This window comes from Variovorax sp. GW823-FHT04B03 (assembly GCF_058796495.1).
Map to the genome: position 1 here is coordinate 563,302 of NZ_JBXAIT010000005.1, position 21,740 is coordinate 585,041.

19 protein-coding genes are annotated in these 21,740 nt (G+C 63.7%); 15 read left to right on the forward strand and 4 right to left on the reverse strand.

Translation table 11 applies throughout. From position 1 onward, the window contains the following. Positions 1-33: 33 nt before the first annotated feature. Together AC1RAD_RS23715 and AC1RAD_RS23720 are read left to right on the forward strand one after the other, a co-directional pair. Positions 34-2,184 carry a TonB-dependent receptor family protein gene (locus AC1RAD_RS23715; protein ID WP_492737514.1) on the forward strand — a complete coding sequence of 717 codons (2,151 nt, stop codon included), beginning with the start codon at positions 34-36 and terminating at the stop codon, positions 2,182-2,184. 34 nt (positions 2,185-2,218) lie between these two features. Then, on the forward strand, positions 2,219-2,779 hold the full coding sequence (locus AC1RAD_RS23720; RefSeq protein ID WP_095950452.1) for a YaeQ family protein: 561 nt from the start codon (positions 2,219-2,221) through the stop codon (positions 2,777-2,779). Positions 2,780-2,792: 13 nt separating this feature from the next. Here the strand turns inward: AC1RAD_RS23720 and AC1RAD_RS23725 are convergent, their stop codons facing one another. Together AC1RAD_RS23725 and AC1RAD_RS23730 are read right to left on the reverse strand one after the other, a co-directional pair. Beyond that, the gene (locus AC1RAD_RS23725; protein WP_062475276.1) at positions 2,793-3,098 is read right to left on the reverse strand and encodes a putative signal transducing protein; all 306 of its coding nucleotides are present in this window, start codon (positions 3,096-3,098) and stop codon (positions 2,793-2,795) included. A gap of 2 nt (positions 3,099-3,100) precedes the next feature. Beyond that, on the reverse strand, positions 3,101-3,565 hold the full coding sequence (locus AC1RAD_RS23730; RefSeq protein ID WP_139705076.1) for a DUF3717 domain-containing protein: 465 nt from the start codon (positions 3,563-3,565) through the stop codon (positions 3,101-3,103). Between the two features lie 507 nt (positions 3,566-4,072). Here AC1RAD_RS23730 and AC1RAD_RS23735 point away from each other — a divergent pair. The 3 genes from AC1RAD_RS23735 to AC1RAD_RS23745 all read left to right on the forward strand — a co-directional run bounded on the left by AC1RAD_RS23735 (position 4,073) and on the right by AC1RAD_RS23745 (position 5,818). Further along, a complete protein-coding gene (locus AC1RAD_RS23735; RefSeq protein ID WP_062475282.1) occupies positions 4,073-4,807 on the forward strand; it encodes a TerC family protein in 735 nt (244 codons plus the stop codon). A gap of 86 nt (positions 4,808-4,893) precedes the next feature. Continuing rightward, positions 4,894-5,358: a hypothetical protein gene (locus AC1RAD_RS23740; RefSeq protein WP_062475284.1), complete on the forward strand. Its 465-nt coding sequence runs from the start codon at positions 4,894-4,896 to the stop codon at positions 5,356-5,358. A gap of 103 nt (positions 5,359-5,461) precedes the next feature. Next, positions 5,462-5,818: a phage holin family protein gene (locus tag AC1RAD_RS23745; RefSeq protein ID WP_095747298.1), complete on the forward strand. Its 357-nt coding sequence runs from the start codon at positions 5,462-5,464 to the stop codon at positions 5,816-5,818. 21 nt (positions 5,819-5,839) lie between these two features. Here the strand turns inward: AC1RAD_RS23745 and AC1RAD_RS23750 are convergent, their stop codons facing one another. Then, positions 5,840-7,411 (reverse strand): M48 family metalloprotease, encoded by a 1,572-nt coding sequence (locus AC1RAD_RS23750; RefSeq protein WP_492737516.1) that lies wholly within the window; start codon positions 7,409-7,411, stop codon positions 5,840-5,842. A gap of 54 nt (positions 7,412-7,465) precedes the next feature. Here AC1RAD_RS23750 and moaC point away from each other — a divergent pair, with 54 nt between their 5' ends. Beyond that, a complete protein-coding gene (gene moaC / locus AC1RAD_RS23755; protein WP_062475294.1) occupies positions 7,466-7,954 on the forward strand; it encodes a cyclic pyranopterin monophosphate synthase MoaC in 489 nt (162 codons plus the stop codon). Positions 7,955-7,964: 10 nt separating this feature from the next. On the opposite strand, the gene AC1RAD_RS23760 is transcribed toward moaC, so the two are convergent. Then, positions 7,965-9,695 (reverse strand): PglL family O-oligosaccharyltransferase, encoded by a 1,731-nt coding sequence (locus tag AC1RAD_RS23760; RefSeq protein ID WP_492737518.1) that lies wholly within the window; start codon positions 9,693-9,695, stop codon positions 7,965-7,967. Between the two features lie 155 nt (positions 9,696-9,850). Between AC1RAD_RS23760 and AC1RAD_RS23765 the strand changes: the two genes are divergently transcribed. From AC1RAD_RS23765 to AC1RAD_RS23805, 9 genes are all read left to right on the forward strand, one after another. Beyond that, positions 9,851-10,330: a type IV pilin protein gene (locus tag AC1RAD_RS23765; RefSeq protein ID WP_492737520.1), complete on the forward strand. Its 480-nt coding sequence runs from the start codon at positions 9,851-9,853 to the stop codon at positions 10,328-10,330. 7 nt (positions 10,331-10,337) lie between these two features. Then, positions 10,338-10,949: a GspH/FimT family pseudopilin gene (locus AC1RAD_RS23770; RefSeq protein WP_062475297.1), complete on the forward strand. Its 612-nt coding sequence runs from the start codon at positions 10,338-10,340 to the stop codon at positions 10,947-10,949. A gap of 41 nt (positions 10,950-10,990) precedes the next feature. Further along, on the forward strand, positions 10,991-11,410 hold the full coding sequence (locus AC1RAD_RS23775) for a type IV pilus modification PilV family protein (RefSeq protein ID WP_492698622.1): 420 nt from the start codon (positions 10,991-10,993) through the stop codon (positions 11,408-11,410). Position 11,411: 1 nt separating this feature from the next. Then, entirely contained in the window at positions 11,412-12,554 is a 1,143-nt protein-coding gene (locus AC1RAD_RS23780) for a PilW family protein (protein WP_492737522.1), read from the forward strand. A gap of 9 nt (positions 12,555-12,563) precedes the next feature. Next, positions 12,564-13,262 (forward strand): pilus assembly protein PilX, encoded by a 699-nt coding sequence (locus tag AC1RAD_RS23785; protein ID WP_157627368.1) that lies wholly within the window; start codon positions 12,564-12,566, stop codon positions 13,260-13,262. Positions 13,263-13,307: 45 nt separating this feature from the next. Further along, positions 13,308-17,210 (forward strand): pilus assembly protein, encoded by a 3,903-nt coding sequence (locus AC1RAD_RS23790; protein ID WP_492737524.1) that lies wholly within the window; start codon positions 13,308-13,310, stop codon positions 17,208-17,210. A gap of 959 nt (positions 17,211-18,169) precedes the next feature. Continuing rightward, on the forward strand, positions 18,170-19,618 hold the full coding sequence (locus tag AC1RAD_RS23795; RefSeq protein ID WP_492737526.1) for an oligosaccharide flippase family protein: 1,449 nt from the start codon (positions 18,170-18,172) through the stop codon (positions 19,616-19,618). A 67-nt stretch (positions 19,619-19,685) separates the two neighbouring features. Continuing rightward, positions 19,686-20,765 (forward strand): methyltransferase domain-containing protein, encoded by a 1,080-nt coding sequence (locus AC1RAD_RS23800; protein WP_082818138.1) that lies wholly within the window; start codon positions 19,686-19,688, stop codon positions 20,763-20,765. 33 nt (positions 20,766-20,798) lie between these two features. After that, positions 20,799-21,725 (forward strand): glycosyltransferase family 2 protein, encoded by a 927-nt coding sequence (locus AC1RAD_RS23805; RefSeq protein WP_062475314.1) that lies wholly within the window; start codon positions 20,799-20,801, stop codon positions 21,723-21,725. Positions 21,726-21,740 lie beyond the last annotated feature (15 nt).

Below are 21,740 nucleotides of genomic sequence, written 5' to 3' on the forward strand. Positions count from 1 at the left end.
TCATCCATCACAAATACATCGAGGAGGACTCCCTTGTTCCCGCACAAAAAAACCGCCATCGCCCTGGCCCTGCTGCCCCTGAGCCTGCACAGCTTCGCGGCCGACGCCGAGCCGTCGAAGTCGCTCGAGGCCATCACCGTCACCGGCGACTGGCTCGGCACGCCCACCGAGACCAAGGTGCTCGAGCACGCCGGCGCGCGCAGCATCGTGGAGCGCCAGCAGATCCAGGAAAGCGGCTCGGCCAGCGTGCGCGACGTGCTGCGCCAGGTGCCCGGCGTGCAGGTGCAGGAGAGCAACGGCACCGGCGGCAGCGACATCTCGCTCAACGTGGGCGTGCGCGGCCTGACCTCGCGGCTGTCGCCGCGCTCGACCGTGTTGCTGGACGGCGTGCCGCTGGCCTACGCGCCCTACGGCCAGCCGCAGCTGTCGCTGGCACCGGTGTCGCTGGGCAGCCTCGAGGCGGTCGACGTGGTGCGCGGCGCGGGCTCGGTGCGCTACGGCCCCCAGAACGTGGGCGGCATCATCAACTTCGTGACGCGCTCGATCCCCAAGCAGTTCGCGGGCGAAGTCGGCGTGGGCGTGGAGAGCGCCGGCCACGGCGGCGGCACCAAGACCACCCCCAGCCTGTTCATCGGCGGCACCAACGAGAACGGCCTGGGCCTGGCGCTGCTCTACTCGGGCACGCACGGCGACGGCTTTCGCCAGAGCAACGACAAGACCCGCATCGACGACCTGATGCTCAAGGGCGCCTACCGCCTCTCGAAGACCGACGACATCGCGATCTCGCTGCACCACTTCGAAGGCAAGGGGCGCATGCCCGGCGGCCTGACGACGGCGCAGTTCGCGGCCAACCCGTTCCAGTCGGACCGCCCCTACGACGAGTTCACGGGCCGCCGCACCGACGGCTCGCTCAAGTACACGCACAACGACGGCGTGAACAAGTTCGAGATGCTGACCTACTACACGGACTCGTACCGCAGCAGCTACCTCGAGCAGGAAGGCACGGGCGCCAACGCCAACCGGCGTCGCCTGACCACCGCGCCGCGCAACTACAAGACCTACGCCTTCGAGCCCCGCTACTCGCGCCTGATCGACTCGGGCAGCGTGGTGCAGGAGATCAGCATCGGCGCGCGCTACCTGAAGGAAGAGGCCTCCGAGGTGGCCACGCGCAGCAGTTACTACCGGCCGGCGCCGGGCTTCGACGCCTACGCGCTCGCGCAGCCCGCGTACCAGACCAGCAAGGGCGGCACGACCGCGCACGCGTTCTACATCGACGACCGCATCGACTTCGGCAACTGGACGGTCACGCCCGGCGTGCGCTACGAATCCTTCCGCTCGCACAACGACGTGTTCACCGTGGCCAACAACCGCATCACCAACGCGATCTACCCGAAGATCGATTCCAACGAGGTGCTGCCCACGCTGTCGGTGCTCTACCGCATGAGCGAGCGCTGGTCGCTGTTCGCCAATGCGGGCGTGTCGTTCGGTCCGCAGCAGTACGCCCAGCTCGCGCAGTCGACCACCAGCCTGCATCCCGAGAAGGCCAAGACCTACGAGATCGGCACCAAGTACAAGGGCGAATCCTGGAGCGGCGAGCTGACGCTGTTCAACATCAACTTCGACAAGGAGCTGCAGCTGGCGCGCTCCATCACCGGCGACATCGGCCAGTGGACCGACCTGGGCGCCACGCGCCACCGCGGACTGGAGTCGGCGCTGCGCTACGACCTGGGCAGCCTGAGCGATGCGCTCAAGGGGCTGTCGGTGTCGGGCACCTACACCTACACGCAGGCCACCTCGAAGGCTGGCGTGTTCGCGGGGCGCGACCTGCCCTTCTACTCGCGCCATGTCGCGACGCTCGGCGCACGCTACGAGCGCGGGCCGTGGACGCTCAACGCCGACCTCTACGCGCAATCGAAGCAGCGTTCGCCGGGCTCGCCGGACGACGGCGCGAAGTACATCACCGTGGAAGACCCGAGCGGGCGGCTGGGCGACATCCCGGGCTACGGCACGGTGAACCTGCGCGCGGCCTACGACTTCGGCCCCTCGCTGAGCCACCTGAAGCTGGCCGTGGGCGTGAAGAACCTGTTCGACCGCCGCTACTACAACCGTTCGGTCGACAACAACGGCGGCAAGTACGTGGGCCAGCCGCGCACGGTGTACCTGCAGGCGTCGCTGGCGTTCTGAGGCCGGAGGGGCGCGCGCATACACTCGCGCACCCATGGCTCTCAAATCCACCATCTTCAAGGCCACCCTCGCGGTGGCCGACATCGACCACGGCTACTACGCCGACCATGCGCTGACCCTGGCGCGCCACCCCAGCGAGACCGACGAGCGGATGATGATCCGGCTGGTCGCGCTCGCGCTCAACGCGCACCAGCTGCAGGACATCTGCAACGGCGACGGCACGCTGGCCTTCGGCGCGGGCCTGTCGAACGTCGAGGAGCCCGACGTGTGGCTGCGCGACTTCACGGGCCAGACCAAGATCTGGATCGAGGTCGGCCAGCCGGAAGACAAGCCCATCATCAAGGCCTGCGGCAAGGCGGACGAGGTGATCGTCTACTGCTTCAACCACGCGGCCGAGATCTGGTGGCGCGGCATCGAGAGCAAGCTCACGCGGCCGCAGAACCTGAAGGTCTACCGCGTGCCGACCGAGGCCTCGCAGGCGCTCGCCAGGCTGGCGCAGCGCAGCATGCAGCTGCAGGCGACGATCCAGGAAAGCACGCTGACGCTGGGCGACGGCGTCAACAGCATCGACGTCGAGTTGCTGCGCTGGAAGTAACGAGCCCGCGCGGCTAGGCCGCCGGCATCATCTCGCCGCACTGCCAGCACTGCTCGAAGCCGCCTTCGACCTGCTCGCCGCACACGCACAGCCAGCTGCGTTGCGGGCGGTTCTGCAGTTCGTGCAACAGGCGCTTCGCGAGCTCGTACTGCGATTCGTCGTCGATCCAGATCTCGGGCAGGCACTGGTCGGGCGGCAGCTGGCCCATGACCGCGCCGAGGAATTCGCGCTGCACCGTCGCGGCCACGCCCTCCTCGCGCAAGGCGTGCGCCCACACGGTCGCGATCGCGAGGTTGGGGGCTTGCGCGAGGCGGCGCATGGTCAGGGGGCCCAGTTCTTCTCGTCGTCCGGGTCGAACTCGGTCTCTGCAGCGGTCGGCTCGGCTTCGCGTGCGCGCTCGGCATAGCGGTTGAAGCGCCAGGCCGAGTCTTCCATGGTGATGCGGCGCCAGGTGACGCGCTTCTCGACCGGCGTCATGGCCGGCCAGTACTGCACCTCGTCGAAGGTGCGGCCGCAACCCTTGCACTCGTCGTCGCCCTGGCTGGTCGAGCAGATCGCGATGCAGGGCGTGTCGGGCGTGCTGTGGTACCAGTCGAGCCACGCGGCCCAGGCCTTGGCGGGAAAGCCGACCTCGTCGACCTCGTCTTCGTGGTGGAAGACCATGAGCGCGTAGACCTCGGCCAGCGCGCGCAATTCGGGCGCCAGCGTGATGCCGTCGGGCGAGGGAGACTTCTCGCGCCAGTGGTTGATGGCGGCCTCGATGTCGGTGATGTGGATGGCGGCCATGGAGAGTGAAAAAACAGCGAGCGGCGATCATAGTCCCGCAATGTCCCGCTCCTTTTTAGGGCCATAGTCGCTCCCAAAAATGGAGCATCAAATGCCCGCTGCATGCGCCCCTCCGGACATTTGCCTTCAAATGTAAAGAAAACTTTTGGTTGCCTCGGCGCGGTCTTCAATGCTCTAATCCCGCCCACGAAGGGGAGTAGCTCCCGATCGCTGTCCCCGGGCAGCGTGAATCGTCAGGTCGTCAATACGAAGCACAACACTTCCGGCCTGTCGGGCGACACACGCGCGGACCCAGGTCGGCGCGCTTGCTGTTGTCGAGCGAGACCTTCGATTTGAACCTGCGCAGGTTTGGTCGAAGCGTTCGCAAGTCCCCGGTGTCACCCGGCCTTCGCTCCCCCGCTTTCGACCGCACCCGCACAGGGTGAATCGAAACGCATCGGCATGCCGCTGCCCGTCGTGGTCCCCATCAGGGAGCTGCGGGCGTGGCGCCAAGACAAAGAGGAATCTATGGAACAGTTCATGGCCCCGGAATTCTGGGTCGCAGTCGGTCAGATCATCATGATCGACATTCTTTTGGGCGGCGACAACGCCGTCGTCATCGCGCTGGCCTGTCGCAAGCTGCCGCCCGCGCAACGCACCCAGGGCATCCTGTGGGGTACCGCCGGCGCCATCGTGCTGCGCGTGATCCTGATCTTCTTCGCGCTCACGCTGCTCGCGATTCCGTTCCTGAAGCTGGTGGGCGCGATCCTGCTGCTGTGGATCGGCGTGAAACTGCTGGCCCCCGACCATGACGACGCGCACGGCAACATCGCCGGCAGCGACCGCCTCTGGGGCGCCGTGAAGACCGTGATCGTGGCCGACCTGGTCATGAGCGTGGACAACGTGATCGCCATCGCCGGTGCCGCACAAGGCGCGGGCGACGGCCACCAGATGCCGCTGGTGATCTTCGGCCTGCTCGTGAGCATCCCGATCATCGTCTGGGGCAGCCAGCTGGTCATCAAGCTGATGGACCGCTTCCCGATGATCATCACGCTGGGCGGCATGCTGCTGGGCTGGATCGCCGGCACGATGGCCGTGTCCGACCCGGCCCTGGCGAACCCCGCCAACTGGACCTGGGTGCCGAAGGTGCCGCAGACCGACACCATCAAGTACGCCGCCGGCATCATCGGTGCGCTGCTGGTGCTGGCGATCGGCAAGTGGGTGGCTTCGCGCAAGCCGGCCCCCGCCACCCCGGCCCACTGAGCGTTCGTTGAACGATAAACGCCCCGCACTGAAACTTCTTGCATCAATCCGGTCTCTGTCACTCTAACTATCAAAGGAGAGCACTCATGGAAAAGATCATTCTTTACGTCGACGACGCCGTCTATGCCAGCGAGCAGTTCGCCGAACTGGCGCCGGATGCCGACAACGTCGTGGCGCGCCATTGGGTGCTCGTGGCCTGCGCGCCGCGCATGACACACCGGATCAGCAAGTGGGTGAGCCACAGCGCGCGCGAGAACTGGCGCGCCAAGTGGTTCAGCAAGGTGCAGGCGCAGATGCTGCCGCTGCTCGAACGCAACGGCGGCCAGGTGACGGCGGTGCTGGCCAAGGGCCCGCTGACCGACCTGACGCAGCAACTCAAGCGCGAGCACGCGGCCACCCACGTGGTCGATGCGCGCCGCCCGAAGATCGGCGTCGACCTGGAACCGGTCACGCCCGACCAGACCCCGCCCAAGCAATCGGGCTGGGCCTTTCCCGGCGCCGTGATGGGCATGGGCGCGCTGCTGGTGCTGGCCAACGAGCTGGCCGAGTAAGCCTGATCAGGGCCGCACGCCCTCCCGAGCCGACACAAGCCCCGCTGCGGCAACGCAGCGGGGCTTGTTCTTTTGTGCGGGCCCGTGGGGTATCCTGCGGCGCATGCGCATCCTCCTCAAATGGCTGCTCAGCGCCGTGGCGCTGCTCGCGGTCGCCTACCTCTACAGCGGCGTCCAGGTCCAGAGTTTCGGTTCGGCGCTGCTCGCGGCCGCCGTGATCGGCCTGCTCAACATGGTCGTGCGGCCCGTGCTGGTGATCCTGACGCTGCCGGTCACCATCGTCACGCTCGGGCTGTTCCTGTTCGTGATCAACGCCCTGCTGTTCTGGGCCGCATCGGGCCTGCTCGGCGGCTTCCATGTGAACGGCTTCCTCGCCGCGCTGCTGGGCTCGCTGATCTACTCGCTGCTCGGGCTGCTCATCGAGAGCGCGCTGGGCGGGCTGCTGTCCTCCCGGCGCTGAACGCCGCCCCTCGACGTTTCACTACTTCAGCGGCGGCTCCTCGGCCTGCTGCTTGACCAGCACGTCGACGGCGCGCGCGCGCGTGTCGATGATCGATGCCTCGTAATGGTCGATGGGCGCGCCCGACTTGCGGACCAGCTCCTGCGCCGCCTTGAAGCGATCGCGCGCCGCCGGGTAGTCGAGGATCGCCACGTTGGCCTCGGCATCGGCGCGGATCGCGCGCAGCGTGTCGTTCTGCGCGCCGTACAGATTGGCCAGCGTGCGCCAGGCCGTGGCGTCGCGCGGATGGACGGCCACCCAGTCGCGCAGCACGGGCACCATCGGCGCAGGCTGGCGCTGGGCGATCGCGGCTTCGGCTGCGAGGATCATCTCGGGCCGCTCCTTCGATTTGGCGTCGAGCAGTGCCGCCGCGCGAGAAGCGCCGCCGGCCGCGAGTTCGATCTCCGCCTGCAGCCAGCGCGCCTGCTTGGATGCGGCCGCATCGTCGGCCGTGCGGGCCACAAGCCGCTCGGCCAGCGCACGCGCCGCCTTGAAATCGCGCAGCTCCTTGGCCGCCATCGCCGCCGCGTAGAGCGTGCCCGCCTGCTGGGCGGGTGAACTGCCCGCGAACTCGCCGCTCGACGCGGCATTGACCCACAGCCGCAGCACATCGACGCCCGGGCGCGTCAGCACGCGGGCGCGCGAGGCGACCATGGCGTGGTCCATCACCAGCGGCACCACCGGCGGCGCGGCGTCGGCGCGGAACTGGAAGCGGCCCTGCATGTCCGAGATGCGCTCGGTCGTCAGCGGGTGGCTGCGCAGGTAGGGGTACGAGCCGTTGTCGTTCAGGCGCGAGGCGTACTGCAGCTTCTCGAACATCGCCGCGGCGCCCTGCGGCGCAAAGCCCGCCTGCGTCATCACGCCGAAGCCGATGCGGTCGGCTTCGCGCTCCATGTCGCGCGAGAAGCTCAGCTGGTTCTGCATGAACAGCGCCTGGCTGCCCATGATCACGGCCTGGCCGGCGTCGGAATTGCGGCTCTTGCTGGCGGCGATCATCCCGAGGATCAGGCCGGCGATCATCAGGGGCATCTGCTTGCCCTGCTTGTTCATGATGCGCGAGATGTGGCGCTGCGTGACGTGCGACAGCTCGTGCCCGAGCACCGTCGCCAGCTCGTCGCGGCTGCCGACCGCGGCCAGCAGCCCCAGGTTCAGCCCGAGGTAGCCGCCCGGCAGCGCGAAGGCGTTGATGTTGCGGTCGCGCCCCAGCAGGATGGTCCAGGCGAAGCGCTCGTCGAGTTCGGGCGTGAGCTCGCCGCGCGCGCGCGCGGCGGCCAGCAGGCGCTGCCAGATGTCCTGCACGTAGGCGGCGATCACCGGGTCGTCGATGTAGTCGGTGTCGCGGTACAGCTCGCGCACGATCTGGTCGCCCAGTCGGCGCTCAGCGCTCGCCGTCATCTCGCCGCCGTCACCGAGGCCTGGCAGGATCTGCTGCACCTGCGCCAGCGCGGGGACCGGCAGCAGCACCTGGGAAGCTATCAAAAAAGTAGCGCACACCGCATGCCGGAGGGGCGTCGGGCGCGTTTTCTTGTGGGAAGAAGGAGTCAAGCGCGGCATTCCTCGTCTGTGGCTCGGGCTCGTATGATGCATCTTCAAAACGAACGTTCACCGATGAGCACCCTCACCCATTTTGACGCCCAGGGCCAGGCCCACATGGTCGACGTGGCGGCCAAGCCCGCCACCCACCGCGTGGCCGTGGCCACCGGCCGCATCGAGATGCAGCCCGCGACGCTGGCGCTGATCGAATCGGGCACCGCCAAGAAGGGCGACGTGCTGGGCATCGCGCGCATCGCCGGCATCCAGGCCGCCAAGAAGACCAGCGACCTGATCCCGCTGTGCCACCCGTTGGCGCTGACCCGCGTGGCCGTGGCCTTCGCGCTCGCCGAGGGCGGCCAGGCGCCGCAGGTGGCCTGCACCGCGACCGTCGAGACCGTCGGCCCGACCGGCGTGGAAATGGAAGCCTTGACCGCCGTGCAGGTCGCGCTGCTCACCATCTACGACATGTGCAAGGCCGTGGACCGCGGGATGCGGATCACCGACGTGCATGTGCTGGAGAAGCACGGCGGGAAGTCGGGCAGCTACGTCGCGACGGCGGGCTGAACCAAGACGGCTACAGCTCGGGCGCGTCGTCCGGGCGGTTGTCCAGCCAGCGGGCGAACGCGGCCGGGAACGCTACACGGAAGCGCTCGGCCCAGGCATGGGCCTCGGCATCGCGGCCCAGCAACTCGGCGCTTTCGATCAACTTCACGATGACGCGCGGCTCGGGCGAAAAATGCAGCACGCGCCCGGCCAGTTCGTGCATGTGCGCGGCATTCGCCGGCGTGACGGCCGTCAGCGTCACCTCGGCGAAATCCACCTGGCGCGAGAACAGCCACGAGCCCTGCAGCTTGGCGAGCGTGTCGTCGCGGTAGGCCGGCATGCGGGCATCGCGCGGCAGGTAGATCTGGCTTATGCGGGTGTAGTCCCAGGCGGCGTAGCAGATGAGGGCCATCCAGGCTGCTGCTGCGGCGAAGGCGGCGCGCTTTCTGCTGTTCGCGTTCGGGCGCTTGGGCGATGCCGGCCACAGGATGCCGAGGCACAGGCCGAACACCAGCTGGAACGGGCCGTACCAGAGCGGGTACTCGAGCAGGCTGTGCAACAGGATGACGCCGAGCAGGCCCCACGCCATCAGCCGCAAGGGGTCGCGCTCGCGCCACGGCTTTGCCGCAACCACCATCCACAAGAAGCCACCGCAGATCAACAGCGCCGCCGGAATGCCCAGCTCGACGGCGAGGTGCAGCGGCAGGTTGTGAGCGTTGTCGAGGATCACGGGGAAACGCGGGCCGTTGTACAGCGTGGCGAAGTGCGCGAAGCTGAGTTCGCCCCAGCCCCAGCCGGTGAGGGGGCGCTGAGCGATCAGGGTCAGGACGTTCTGCCAGAGGACGACGCGGCTGTCGGTAGTGACGGCGGCGGGCTGCAGGCGGTGGAGCATGCCGGTGCCGGAGGCGACCGCGTGGCCAGCGTCACCGCCGCTGGCCAGGTACGGCAGCAGCCAGTGCAGGGCGGCGTATAGCGGGATGGCGGCGAGCAGGAGCGCGGGGGTGGGCAGTCGGAAGTCTGTCGAGCCGGAGTGCCGCGGCGCCCGGCGACGCTCCCGCCACGCCATGGCAGCGGTACCGATGGCGATCAGCAGCAACTGCAGGAAGCCGGTGCGTGATCCCGAGGCCACAAGGGCCGCTACCAGAAGCCCGCCGGCGGGAACGAACAGCCGGCGGATGCGCGGTGACCGCGATGTGGCGTGCCACCACAGCGCTGCGACCGGCGTCAGACTGATCAACGTGGCGAACTGGTTGGGCTGGCGGAGGTTGCCCCAGCCGCGGCCGGAAATGGGCGACGAGGTCAACGCACCAAGGAACTCAGTGACACCGTAGTACTGGAGCAGGCCCAGGAGGGCGCTGAGCAGACCGGCGGCGAGCAGCCCGACGGCCAACGCGTGACCCAGCGGGCCGCGCTGCCGCGCCGCTCCTGCGCCGAGACAAGCTGCTGTGGCGATCCCGGCCAAAGCGCCCAAGGTCGGTAGCAAGAGCGTGGCTCCGGTACCCACGGCTGCGGACAACACGACGAAAAACGCCATCACCGCCAGCCCGGCGCGCAGTCCCCTCGAGGGAAAGGCGGACGGCGCCATCGCAAGCAGCCCCGCAACACAGCCCCATGACATCAGTTGCTGCCAGACATTGATCGAAGGGCCGCCCACCAGCGGGGAAAGAAACGGCCAGGCCACGAGGCCGGCACAGACGAATTCAGCAAGCCGTAAAGGCGTGTGCAGAGGAGGCGCCGGCAAGGACGCGTCAAGGCGATTCATCGACCCATCATGCCAACCCGCCATCGCCGATGAGTGGCAGCGCGCGGCGGATGAGTGGATTTGCATTTGGAAACAGTTATGGACACTCTATAACAATCCTAAATAACCATTGCCTGTCGCTCGGCCACCGCAGCGGCAGCCGAGAGGCCTGTTCGATGACCAGACAACAATTCGCCGTGAAAGCGGCTGCCGCGCGGCGCCGCAGCTTGCAGGGCTTCACCCTCATCGAGGTCATGATCGTCGTGGCCGTCATCGGCATCCTGGCTGCCATCGCGCTCCCGAGCTACAACGACTACGTTCGACGCGGGCAACTGCCTGAGGCGTTCAATACGCTTTCCGCCTATCGGGCGACGATGGAGCAGTACTACCAGGACAACCGGAACTACGGGCCCTCGGGAACCAATTGCGCCGCCAACGCGGCGGCCGCCTTTACGCCTTCCGGTGCCAAGTACTTCGGCTACACCTGCTCGACGTCCGCCAGCCAGCAGAACTATGTCATCACTGCCACAGGCAGCGCGGGACGGGCGGTCGGCCATACGTACACCATCAACCAGAACGGCGACCGAGCCACCACCCAATTCAAGGGCAGCACCGTGACGCAACCGTGCTGGCTTACCAGCACCAATGCCTGCTGATCGAACCATGCCGATCACCGTGCGTCAACGCGGCTTCACACTGGTCGAGCTGGTCGTCACCATCGCGGTGCTGGCGCTGATCCTCTTCGCTGCGATGCCGAGCATCGGCTCATGGCTGGAGAACACCCGCATCCGCAACGTTGCCGATTCGCTGCAAAACGGGCTCCAACTGGCGCGCGGCGAAGCTGTGCGGCGCAATCAGAGCGTGTCGCTGTGGCTGGTGTCGCTCAACGACCCTGCGGTGCTGAGCGATGACTGTTCTCTCTCGGGTGCCAGCGGCGCCTGGATCGTGAGCGTGAATTCGCCGGTCGGACATTGCGCAGATGCGCCGTCCACGAACAGCTCCCCCATGATCGTCACAGGACGCGCATCTGGGGACAGTGGGGGACGAGTCTCGGTGGCGGCCGTGCAATCCGCTGACGGCTCGACCGAGGGCACGCGCGTCACATTCAACGGATTCGGACGCGTTGCCAACACCGACGCCATTGGCCAGATTGACGTGACCGGGACCACCACTGGCGCCCGAGCGTTGCGCATCGTTGTCTCGCCCTCCGGCTCGGTGCGCATGTGCGAGCCGGCCATCGTCGACAGCGCGGCAAAGGATCCCCGTAAATGCTGAATCGAATGAATCGCGTGCGTGCGACCGACCGGCTTCGCCCGATGCGGTGCACGTCCCGCCAAGCACGGCACGCTCGAGGCATCGCCTTGATCGAAGTGCTCGTGGCATTGCTGATCTTCATGCTCGGCGTGCTCGGCTTGGTAGGCCTGCAGGCATCGATGACACGCGCCCAAACCGCTTCCAAGGTGCGCGCCGATGCCGCTTACCTGGCCAGCGAACTGAACGGACGCATGTGGTCCGATCTTGCCAATCTCGCGAGCTATGACGGCGCCGGCTGCGCCTCCCAAGCTCGATGCAGCGAATGGCAGAGCAAAGTCGGCAGCAGCCTGCCTGGTGGGACCGGTGCAGTCACGGTCAATGCGACCTCTGGCGATGTCGCCGTCACCATCAGCTGGACGATGCCGGGTGGTGAAACACATCAGTACGTCACCCACACCACCGTCGCCAAGGCTGCGAACTGAGATGCGCACCATTCACCAATCCCCCGTCGCCAAGTGTCCTTCCCAGCGCGGCTTCACGCTGGTCGAGCTCATGGTCGGCCTCGTCCTGGGACTTCTCACAGTGCTGGTCATCAGCCAGGTGCTCGCGCTGGCCGAAGGCAAGAAGCGCTCCATCACGATGGGCAGCGATGCGCAGGTCAACGGCGCGTTGTCGCTGTTCACCCTCCAACGCGACGTGCAGATGGCTGGCTACGGTGCGGCCGCCAGCCCGGATGCCCTCGGCTGTTCAGTGACGGGGAAGTACGACGCCGGCGGCGCGTCGTTCGTTTTTCCGCTGGCACCCGTGGTCATCACCAACGGCACCAGCACCGACACCGACGCGCCGGACACGATCACCGTCTTGCAGGGTCAGACCACCAACTTTTCCGTACCCATGGTCCTCAAGGAGGAGCACCCGCAGTCCAGCAACTATTTCGAAGTGGCGTCCTCATTGGGAGCCTCGGTCGGCAACATGATGATTGCCGTGCCGAAACTCCAAGGTTCCGGCGTGGGGTGCACGCTCTTCACCGTGACCAACGACACCACATCCCCCGCCACGACCCTGGGCCCTACGCGCGTGCCCCACGCCGCCACCGCTGCGAGCAAGTGGAATCAGAACAGCATATTTCCGGCGAGTGGATACATGTCAGGCAGCTATCTGCTGAACATGGGTTCGATGGTCTATCGCAGTTACTCGATCAGCAGTGCCCACAGCCTCCAGATGGTCGAACGCTCTCCGGTGAATGGAGCACTGACCGATCCGCCGTTGGAACTCTATCCGCAGATCGTCAACCTCCAGGCCCTGTACGGCAAGGACACCAATGGCGACGGCGTCGTCGACACCTACGACAACGTGACGCCGACCACCAACGTGGGCTGGCTCCAGGTGCTCGCGATCCGTATCGCGGTGGTGGCGCGCAGCAATCAGTACGAAAAAGAGATCGTCACAGCGAATGCCCCCCAATGGGACGTCGGTGCCAACGCCACCATCGCCGGCACCGCAACCTGCCACGGCACCAGCAAGTGCATTGCACTGCGAGTGAGCCAGGTCGCCGAATGGCAACACTATCGCTTCAAGGTCTACGACACGATCGTGCCGCTGCGCAACGTCCTCTGGAACTCCTGAGTCATCGCCATGCAAATCAGGCCTTTGAATCTTTCCCCACGACGACGCGCACAGCGCGGCGTCTCACTGCTTTTTGCCCTGCTGACGCTGGTTGCGCTTTTGCTTGCAACGTTGGCACTGGTGCGTTCGGTGGATACCAGCACGCTGCTTCTGGGCAACATGGGCTTCAAGCAGGATGCCACCTCTGCAGCAGACCAAGCTGCACGCCAGGCCATTGATTGGCTGACCGCCAACAGCGCCAGCCTGAACACCGATGCGGCATCGAGCGGCTACTACGCAAGCACGCAGGAGCTTGCTGCCGATGGGGTCACGGCAAAACCGCCCATTGATGTCACTGGCCGGCAACTCGCGACAAGCAACAACCGCCAACTGATCGACTGGGACGGCAACACCTGCCAGTCCGCCACGACGGGCACCTACAACGGCTGCACCGTCACCACGGCGGATGCTGGCGTCATCAACAGCAACAACGCCCGATTCGTCATCTTCAGACTGTGCTCCAAACCGGGCAACTACGTCACCGACGCGAGTATCAGTTGCGCCAAACCGATTTCAGGTGGCGGCGCCAACGTGAGCAAGAAGGGCGAGATGAACTACGCCGAACAGCCGTTTCCCGGTGGTGCATCCGGCCCGTACTACCGCATCGTGGTCCGCGTGCTGGGCGCGCGCAACACCGCCAGCTTCACCGAAACCATTGTGCATTTCTGATGAGGAAGCGCCTCCTCCGGCGCGAGACACAAAGAACTCAACATCATGACAAATAGATCCAATCCTGCCCTCGACCGCAAGTACAAAAGGCAGGCCATCTGTTGTGCGGTGATGGTCTGCGCGTTGCTGCTGGGGTCGTTCGCTCCCGTGATCGAAGCGGCACCCACCGACCTCTCGAACCAGCCGCTGGCAACACTCCCTGCGGTTCAAGCCAAGCCGAATCTGTTGTTCGTTCTCGATGACTCGGGAAGCATGGACAGCGACTACATGCCAGACGAAATGTCCAACGGCAGTGGCAACGGCAGGTATGGATACCGCTCCGCGCAGTGCAATGGCGTGGCCTACGATCCGTTGATGACCTATGCGCCACCGCTCAACGCTGATGGGACGTCCTACCCCAATGCAGTTTTTACAGCGGCACGTGTCGATGGTTATGACACGTCGAGTGGCACCACAAACCTCAACAACCGGTACTACTACACCTACAGCGGCACGCAGCCCAAGATGGGCTGGATATACACCAGCAGTGGCGCCGTCCGGAACACCTTCTACAACGAGTGCCGAACTTCGACTGACTCGTCGAGCAGCGTTTTTACCCTCGTCACGGTCACCAGCGCTTCCAACGACGCTCAAAACTACGCCAACTGGTACTCGTACTACCGCAAGCGCTACCTGTTGATGCGCACCGCCATGGGGCGGGCGATCTCGGTGCTCGACTCGAGCTATCGCGTTGGCTTCAGCACGATCAGCGATGGAACTGCTGTAGATGGCAGCAACTACTTTCGGGACGTCAAGGATTTCGATAGCGACCAGAAGGCCAACTTCTACAGCAGCCTCTACAACGCCTCGCCGAATGGCTGGACACCCTTGCGCGCAGCCTTGTCCAAAGCAGGGCGCTACTTCGCCAACAAGGCCCCAGATCAAAGCTACGATCCAGTCCAGTACTCCTGCCAACGCAACTACGCACTGCTTTCTACAGACGGCTACTGGAACAAGGCCAAGGGCTTGAAGCTCAACGGTACCAGCGAAATTGGGCAACAAGACGGTAGCGAAGCCCGCCCGATGCGGGATGACACGCGGTTGATCGTTACCACGGTGACACCCTACACCGTGGCGCTGACCCAGAATGCGCTTTCCACCCAGTCCCAATCCAGAGACTGGACGCGCACCTCCGTCACGGTTTCTTCAACGCCCAAGACTAACAATCCGAACAAGGGGAAGTACCTCGTCACTACGCGCACAAATCAGCGCTACACCGAGACGCAAACCCGGACCCGTACAACGCCGCAATCTGCAACCGAGTCCTACACCGAGACGGTCGTGACAACCGATGGTGTCGAGACATCCAGAAGCACCAGCCCGCGCACCACCTCCACCTGGATCAACACCGCGACGCCAACCGAGACGTTCACCGGCAATGGTCCTCCCACTGTTGACAGCAGTTTCACAACTGGGACATCGACCTCGACCTACCAGACCGCAAAGGGAGATGACCAGACGACCTATTCGAATCCGGCCCCTGGAGGCTGGAGTGCATGGTCTACACCAGCGGTCACATCCAATTCGCCCCCGGTTCGCCAGCCGGCCGTTGCAGGCACACCCACTCAAACGCCGTCCACATCTGGCGGCACCGGCAACACACTGGCCGACGTTGCCCAATACTACTTTGCAACAGACCTGCGCACGAGTGCGCTCGGCAATTGCACCTCAAGCAGTTCCGGCAGCAACCAGGATGTTTGCAGCAACATCGTGCGACCGGTCGGTAACGACAGGGCTGCATGGCAGCACATGAACTCGTTCACGATCGGCCTCGGCGTGAGCGGCACGCTGCCTTACGACAAGAACTACCTGACCCAGACCACCGGCACCTACGCCGACCTGACCAGCGGCGCCTTGACTTGGCCTGTGCCGGAGGGCGCGGATCTGAACAACGGCGAGGGTGGCAACGCCACCAACGTCGACGACCTGTGGCACGCAGCCGTCAATGGCCGCGGCCAGTACTACTCGGCACTCGATGCCGGTGCACTGAGCGAAGCCATTAACGGTGTCGTCACCTCGGTGCAGCAAGTGGCCGGCTCCGGCGCCACCGCCTCGACCAGTTCGCTTCAACTGGTGGCCGGCGACAACAACCTGGTCTTCCGGGCCAGCTACACCACGCAGTTGTGGACCGGTGATCTTCAGGCCTTCTCAATCAACGGCTCGACAGGCGTTATTGCGAATACCGCCACCTGGTCTGCCCAAGCGAAACTCGACGCGACCACTCCTTCGTCCCGCAGAATCTATTTCAGCGATGGCTCGGCCCTGCGAAGCTTCGAGTATGGAAATCTGAGCGCCACGCAAAAAGGCTACTTCGACAACCTCTGCAGCCAGACTCTCATTGCAGCGCAGTGCCCGCAGCTGTCGGCCAGCAACAAGACCGTGGCCAACAACGGCACCAACCTGGTCAACTACCTTCGCGGCGTACGTACCCACGAGTCTGCCAGCGTCGACGCATCCAACACCAACATCCCCGCGCTCTATCGCAAACGCGATCATGTGCTGGGCGACATCATCAACGGCGCCCCAGTCCATGTCGGGAAGCCGCCGTTCCGGTACGCTGACGCAGGCTACGCTGATTTCGTCACTGCGAAGGCAGCGCGTACGCCCGTGGTGTATGTGGGGTCGAACGACGGCATGTTGCATGCCTTCTCGGCCGCCACCAACGACACGGGCGGCACCGAGCTCTGGGCCTACGTACCGAGCGCAGTCATGCCCAACCTCTACAAGATGGCCGACACGAGCTACGGATCGAAGCATCAATACTCCGTGGACGGCGCGCCGGTCATGGGCGACATCAAGGTCGGAACCACCTGGAAAACCATCGTCGTTGGCGGCCTCAACAGTGGTGGACGCGGCTATTACGCACTCGACATCACCGACCCCAACGATCCCAAGGCCCTTTGGGAATTCACCGACGCCAACCTGGGCCTCAGCTTCGGCAACCCGGTGATTGCCAAACGCAGCGACGGCACCTGGATCGTTACCTTCGCCTCTGGCTACAACAACGCCGATGGCAAAGGTCACCTCTACGTGTTGAATGCCAATACCGGCGCCCTGCTGCTGGACATCGCTACCAGCGACGGCAGCAGCACGGATCCGAGCGGCCTGGCAAAGATCAACGCCTGGATCGAAAGCACCAGCGACAACACGGCCAAACGCTTCTATGGCGGCGATTTGCAAGGCAACCTCTGGCGTTTCGATATTGACGCGCTCCTGCCGCCCAACCGGGCAGCGATGCGACTCGCCAAGTTCCAGGTCGATGCCTCGACGCCGCAACCCATCACCACCAAACCGGAAACCGTCGAGATCTCCGGCCGCCCGGTGGTCGTGGTTGCGACAGGTCGATACCTCGGCGCAACCGACATCACGGATTCGACGCAGCAAAGCATCTATGCGGTGAGAGACACACTTACTGCCACCGGATGGAGCGACGTGCGCGCCGATACTGCGAACTTCGTCAGGCAGACATTTACCTTGAACGGCCCCGTGGCAACGGCCACTGCGGCTTCGGTATCCAATACGGCGGTCAACTGGTCGACCAAGGGAGGATGGTGGATCGATCTGCCGCATTCACGTGAACGCGTGAACACTAACCTGGGCCTGCAATACAGCACCCTGTCGATTGCCACCGCCATCCCGAATGGCGATGCCTGCGCATCGGGCGGCACGGCTTGGCGCTACTACCTCAACGTGGCCAATGGCGGTGTAGTCACCACCAACCCGGCCGGAGGACTCTGGAGCACCGACGGATTGATCATGGGCATGACATGGGTGCAGGACAGCAATGGCAATGCTCGCATCATTTATCAGAAGAGCAATGGCGACAACGTGATCGAGACGCCGCCCGTGGCAACGTCCTCCGGCTCTGGTAGCGTGCATCGGACCTCCTGGCGCGAGCTGGTGGACTGATCTGCGATGAAAGCGGCCCTGGCTTGGTGTGCGCCAGGCCAGGCGAAGATGCGATACATATTTTGTGCGAGCGCAGTGCTCTCTTTGGCGCTTCACGCCGGCATGCTTTCGACACGCATCTCTCCGGTCGCCCCAATGTGGGCGGCAAGTAGTCCCGTCAAGCATGTCGCCAGCTCCATGCAGGCGCGAACGGTTCGTGCCCTTCCTTCCTTGCCTTCGCCAATTCATGCATCCCCCCCGGCGAGCGAGACGTCTCACGTATCTGGACGCGCGTCCATCCTCAAGGAGGAACTGTCAACACGCACACGATCTCTCGCGGCCCCTGCCCCTGCCCCTGCCCCTGCCCCTGCCCCTGCCCCTGCCCCTGCCCCTGCCCCTGTCGCGCTCGAGGTTGAGATCGACAGCTACATTCCACGCAATCAACTGTCGACGCCCCCCGTTGCCAAAACGACCATCGCGCTCGAGGCTCCGCCTGGCGAATTAACGGACGAGCGACTTGTCGGTATTCTTTCGCTCTTCATTGATGAGCAAGGTCGCGTTCAGCGCATCGACGCCGAAGAGCCGACACTCCCCCCAGCTTTCGAGCAAGCCGCACGCGAAGCTTTCATGGCCGCGGAGTTTTCTCCCGGCGAGGTGAATGGTCTGGCAGTTAGGTCAAGGCTGCGAGTAGAAGTAGTGTTCAACAGCACGTCGCTTTCACTCTGAAGATGCCCCGATGGCTAGCACTCCGGATCGTGTGAAACTTGAAGGCCCGTGTAACCCCGCCGGTCCGCGCGGACTGTTCAACCAGCGGCGAGCTTTGGCCAGGTCCGTTGAGCCACGCAATACACTTGCCGTGATTCACTCGATCTGTCAGCTTGCGTGGGCCATCCGTCCATGTTTCGAACTCGGCGCATTCGGCGCGTGCGTCGCGATCTTGTCCGCGAACTTCTAACTCAACGCCCCTCCTCCTCGAGCACATGAGCCTACAGCGTCACACGGCCTACAACCTGATCGGCCAAGCTCTGCCGCTGGTGGTGTCGCTGCTCACAATACCAGTCTACTTGCGCTTGATTGGGGAGACTCGCTTTGGAGTGCTGGCTCTGATCTGGCTCTTCTTCGGATATTTGGGTCTGTTCGACCTGGGAATTGGCCAGGCAACAGCCCGTCAGCTCGCACAAATGACCGGAAAACCGAAGAGCGAACATGCCAAGGTACTTTGGACGGCGCTGTCGCTCAGCCTCGGACTCGGATTGGCGGGCGCCCTCGCTGCCCAGCCTCTAGGCGTGTGGTTCTTTACACAGCACTCATCCATCGAGGTCGGCTTGCGTGTCGAACTCCTTGCAGCCTTGCCGTGGGCCGCAGCATTGGTGCCGGCGACAACCCTCGCAGGCGTGTTGAGCGGTTCATTTCAGGCTCGCAATGCATTCGGAGAGCTCAACCTGATCGGCGCATCAGTCAGTGTGCTGGCATTGCTAGCCCCCTTGGCTGTAGCAATGACGATTGGCATTCAGCTACCTGGACTTGTTGCCGCGGTAGTCGCCGTTCGTTTACTCGTGCTGGTACCGATGCTGTTGCGCTGCGGCACTCACTATCTCGCGGGTTCTTCGGTATCGGTCGATGGGCAATACGCCTGGCAGTTGCTGAGGTTTGGCGGATGGACAACCGTCAGTGGAATTGTTGGGCCGCTCATGACCGTTGCCGACCGCTTTGCAATCGGTGCCCAATTGGGCGCCAAGTCAATCAGCTACTACGTCATTCCCTTCCAAATGACGGAACGCACTACGTTGCTTTCATCGGCACTGAACCAAGCCCTGTTTCCTCGTTTTGCCCGTTCAACCTCAGACGCCGAACGGCATCAGCTGGCCATGTTTGGCCTGCGTACGCTCGGCGTATGGCTGTCGCCGCTCATGGCGGCGGGATTGTTGTTGTCGGCGCCATTCCTCGCGTGGTGGATCTCACCGGAGCTCGCCGTCCAGTCTGCTGACGTGATGCAAGTCCTGTGCCTTGCCTTCTGGCTTAACAGCCTCGCTATCGTGCCCTTCACCAAGCTGATCGCAAGCGGGCGCCCCGATCTCGTGGCAAAGAGTCATATGGTCGAGTTGCTGCCATACCTCGCAGCGTTGTACATCGCGCTTCAAGCATGGGGCCTTGTGGGCGCCGCTGCGGTATTTACCGCCAGGGTTGCGATAGATTTCCTTCTTCTCTCCTACTTGGCGGGCACGCTGCTTTCGACGCTCCGGCTTCTTGCGATCCCTGCAGTCCTTATGGCTGCGATTCTGGCGCTTGTCATGAGGACAAAGCTCTCCTCAACGTCTCAATGGCCGTTCGGACTCGTGCTGTTGCTCGCTCTGCTGGCATGGTCTCTGATCCAAAGGATCACGGCCAATCGCGGGGTGAATCACGATGCGCATGCGCGGTCGAATTGATAGCGACAGCTTCAAGAGCAGGCACGTTGCGAATCAAACGTCCCTTGCAACTCAATACCATTGACTCATGATCACCAGCCCTCGCGATCTCATTGGCCTTTCTATCGATGGTGAGGTCTTGGAGGTAGGCCCCGGTAGCCGCCCCTTCGTCGTTGCACCCACTGCAAAAGTTAGATATGCAGATCGCTCAGTCGAAGGGGGTCGGGACAAGAACTTTCCAGAGTTAGTCGGAATGCCACCTGGTATTCAATCTCACTACGACATCGATCTCGATACTGAAGGACTGCCGCAACTTGAATCAGGCTCTCTTGATGGACTAGTCGCCTCGCATGTCATTGAGCATGTCGCTAATCCGCTTGAAGTCATTGCAGAGTTCTCCAGGGTGCTCCGCGTTGGCGGAAAGCTGCTGTTGGTGGTGCCGGACCGAAGCCGGACTTTCGACGCGATGCGAATGCCCACGCCTTTTTCGGTGCCGCTTGCCAAATATCGTGCGGGTGTGACTGAAGTAGACGAAGCGAGCATTCGTGAGTTTTGCGAGGCAATCTACAACCAGCCACCAATACACCCGCGTGAAGTTCGCGGGTGGTACAACCCAAAGCTTTTGGATGCGGCGCGATTCGCATTGCATCGGAGGCGCACCATTCACGTCCATGCATGGAGTCCGGAGGAGTTTGCGTCATTGCTGGTTGCCGGAATGTCAGAGGGGGCGTGGCACTGGCGATTGAATTCGATGTATTTCGCTGAGCATCTCCCCAGATCTCAAGCCATCGAGTTCGCCCTTCTTCTAGAAAAGATTCCGGACCAAGGTACAAAGCAGGCGCCCCGAAGATTCGTCGAGGACTGGTGTGAGAAGGCGATGGTCGATGCCGTGACTCACCCGCTGCGAATGTTGCGTTTTCAAGAAGCAATGATCAGAGACGGCATTGATCAACAGATCGCCACGCTCCCCTCGATGAAGATGATGGCGCAATGCAAGGCAGAAGGTCGGACGAATTGCCAAGAGCAACTTGCATTGCTAGGGACCGAACTCGATACCGAGCGCGCCCGCGAAAAACAGGCGCGAGAGCGCGGCACCACATTGTTCAAGTCCGTTTCGTGGCACATCACCAACTTGTTAGGCAAGGTGACGGGCCTTGTTCGGGGCTAAGGGGCATATGCGGGCCCACGAACGGAGACTCCCATGAACGTCGTCGTATTGATGTCCACTTGGCAGGGCGAGCGCCTCGTGGAAGAGCAACTTCGCTCCATCCTCGATCAATTGCCAACTGGCGGCCGCGTGATCGTGCGCGACGATGGATCGACCGACGAAACCGTCGCGCGCGTTCAAGCGCTCGGGGATTCGCGCATTACGGTGACCTGCGGACCCAACGTCGGTTTCGTCCGAAGCTTCTTCAAGCTACTCGACGCCGCGCCCGACGACGCAGATCTGATCATGCTGAGCGACCAGGACGACGTATGGCTGCCGAACAAGATCGAGCGAGCTGCCGCACACCTAGCACCGCTGCAAGACAAACCCGCGTTGTATTGCTCACGCCTTCGGCTGGTCAACGAACAGCTGCTCCCCCTCGGTCTATCGCCAATGTGGGAGCGGCCACCGTCGTTTCGCAATGCGCTGACGGAAAATATCGTGACCGGTTGCACCTGTGCTATCAATCGCGCGGCCCTGCCTTTGGCGCGTCAATATGGCGACCCGGATCGCATCTATTTTCACGACTGGTGGCTATACCTGGTCATCGCGGCGTTCGGCCAGGTCGTCGTTGATCGCGAGCCCACCATCCTTTATCGGCAGCATGGCGCCAATGCGATTGGAATGGGCTCCGGCATGGAACGCTACCTCGCGATCCTGCGCTTTCTCCGCAAGAAGAACTGGGTTCATATCATGTACGAGCAGATCGAGAATTTTCGCGCTGTACACGCCGCAGAACTGAATGCGGTGGACCGACAGTTGCTGGACACTTACTTCGACAGCCGCAGACCAACAACCGCCATGCGACTGCTGATAACCCCAGCGCGCTTTCGCCAATCACTTGTCGGCGATGTGCTGCTGCGCCTGCTTCTGCTGGGAAGCTGGATTACCGGCCGAGGCCTGATCAGCCGCCCCCGATGAGGAACTGTGGGCTGG

Excerpts from the sequence above, each read along its gene's own strand:
- AC1RAD_RS23745 (WP_095747298.1), top strand. The coding sequence starts at position 5,462 with ATGCGCATCCTCCTCAAATGGCTGCTCAGCGCCGTGGCGCTGCTCGCG.
- AC1RAD_RS23805 (WP_062475314.1), top strand. The coding sequence starts at position 20,799 with ATGAACGTCGTCGTATTGATGTCCACTTGGCAGGGCGAGCGCCTCGTG.
- AC1RAD_RS23750 (WP_492737516.1), bottom strand. The coding sequence starts at position 7,411 with ATGCCGCGCTTGACTCCTTCTTCCCACAAGAAAACGCGCCCGACGCCC.
- AC1RAD_RS23800 (WP_082818138.1), top strand. The coding sequence starts at position 19,686 with ATGATCACCAGCCCTCGCGATCTCATTGGCCTTTCTATCGATGGTGAG.
- AC1RAD_RS23725 (WP_062475276.1), bottom strand. The coding sequence starts at position 3,098 with ATGCGCCGCCTCGCGCAAGCCCCCAACCTCGCGATCGCGACCGTGTGG.
- AC1RAD_RS23790 (WP_492737524.1), top strand. The coding sequence starts at position 13,308 with ATGACAAATAGATCCAATCCTGCCCTCGACCGCAAGTACAAAAGGCAG.
- AC1RAD_RS23795 (WP_492737526.1), top strand. The coding sequence starts at position 18,170 with ATGAGCCTACAGCGTCACACGGCCTACAACCTGATCGGCCAAGCTCTG.
- moaC (WP_062475294.1), top strand. The coding sequence starts at position 7,466 with ATGAGCACCCTCACCCATTTTGACGCCCAGGGCCAGGCCCACATGGTC.
- AC1RAD_RS23735 (WP_062475282.1), top strand. The coding sequence starts at position 4,073 with ATGGAACAGTTCATGGCCCCGGAATTCTGGGTCGCAGTCGGTCAGATC.
- AC1RAD_RS23760 (WP_492737518.1), bottom strand. The coding sequence starts at position 9,695 with ATGAATCGCCTTGACGCGTCCTTGCCGGCGCCTCCTCTGCACACGCCT.
- AC1RAD_RS23765 (WP_492737520.1), top strand. The coding sequence starts at position 9,851 with ATGACCAGACAACAATTCGCCGTGAAAGCGGCTGCCGCGCGGCGCCGC.
- AC1RAD_RS23785 (WP_157627368.1), top strand. The coding sequence starts at position 12,564 with ATGCAAATCAGGCCTTTGAATCTTTCCCCACGACGACGCGCACAGCGC.
- AC1RAD_RS23775 (WP_492698622.1), top strand. The coding sequence starts at position 10,991 with ATGCGGTGCACGTCCCGCCAAGCACGGCACGCTCGAGGCATCGCCTTG.
- AC1RAD_RS23730 (WP_139705076.1), bottom strand. The coding sequence starts at position 3,565 with ATGGCCGCCATCCACATCACCGACATCGAGGCCGCCATCAACCACTGG.
- AC1RAD_RS23770 (WP_062475297.1), top strand. The coding sequence starts at position 10,338 with ATGCCGATCACCGTGCGTCAACGCGGCTTCACACTGGTCGAGCTGGTC.
- AC1RAD_RS23740 (WP_062475284.1), top strand. The coding sequence starts at position 4,894 with ATGGAAAAGATCATTCTTTACGTCGACGACGCCGTCTATGCCAGCGAG.
- AC1RAD_RS23780 (WP_492737522.1), top strand. The coding sequence starts at position 11,412 with ATGCGCACCATTCACCAATCCCCCGTCGCCAAGTGTCCTTCCCAGCGC.
- AC1RAD_RS23720 (WP_095950452.1), top strand. The coding sequence starts at position 2,219 with ATGGCTCTCAAATCCACCATCTTCAAGGCCACCCTCGCGGTGGCCGAC.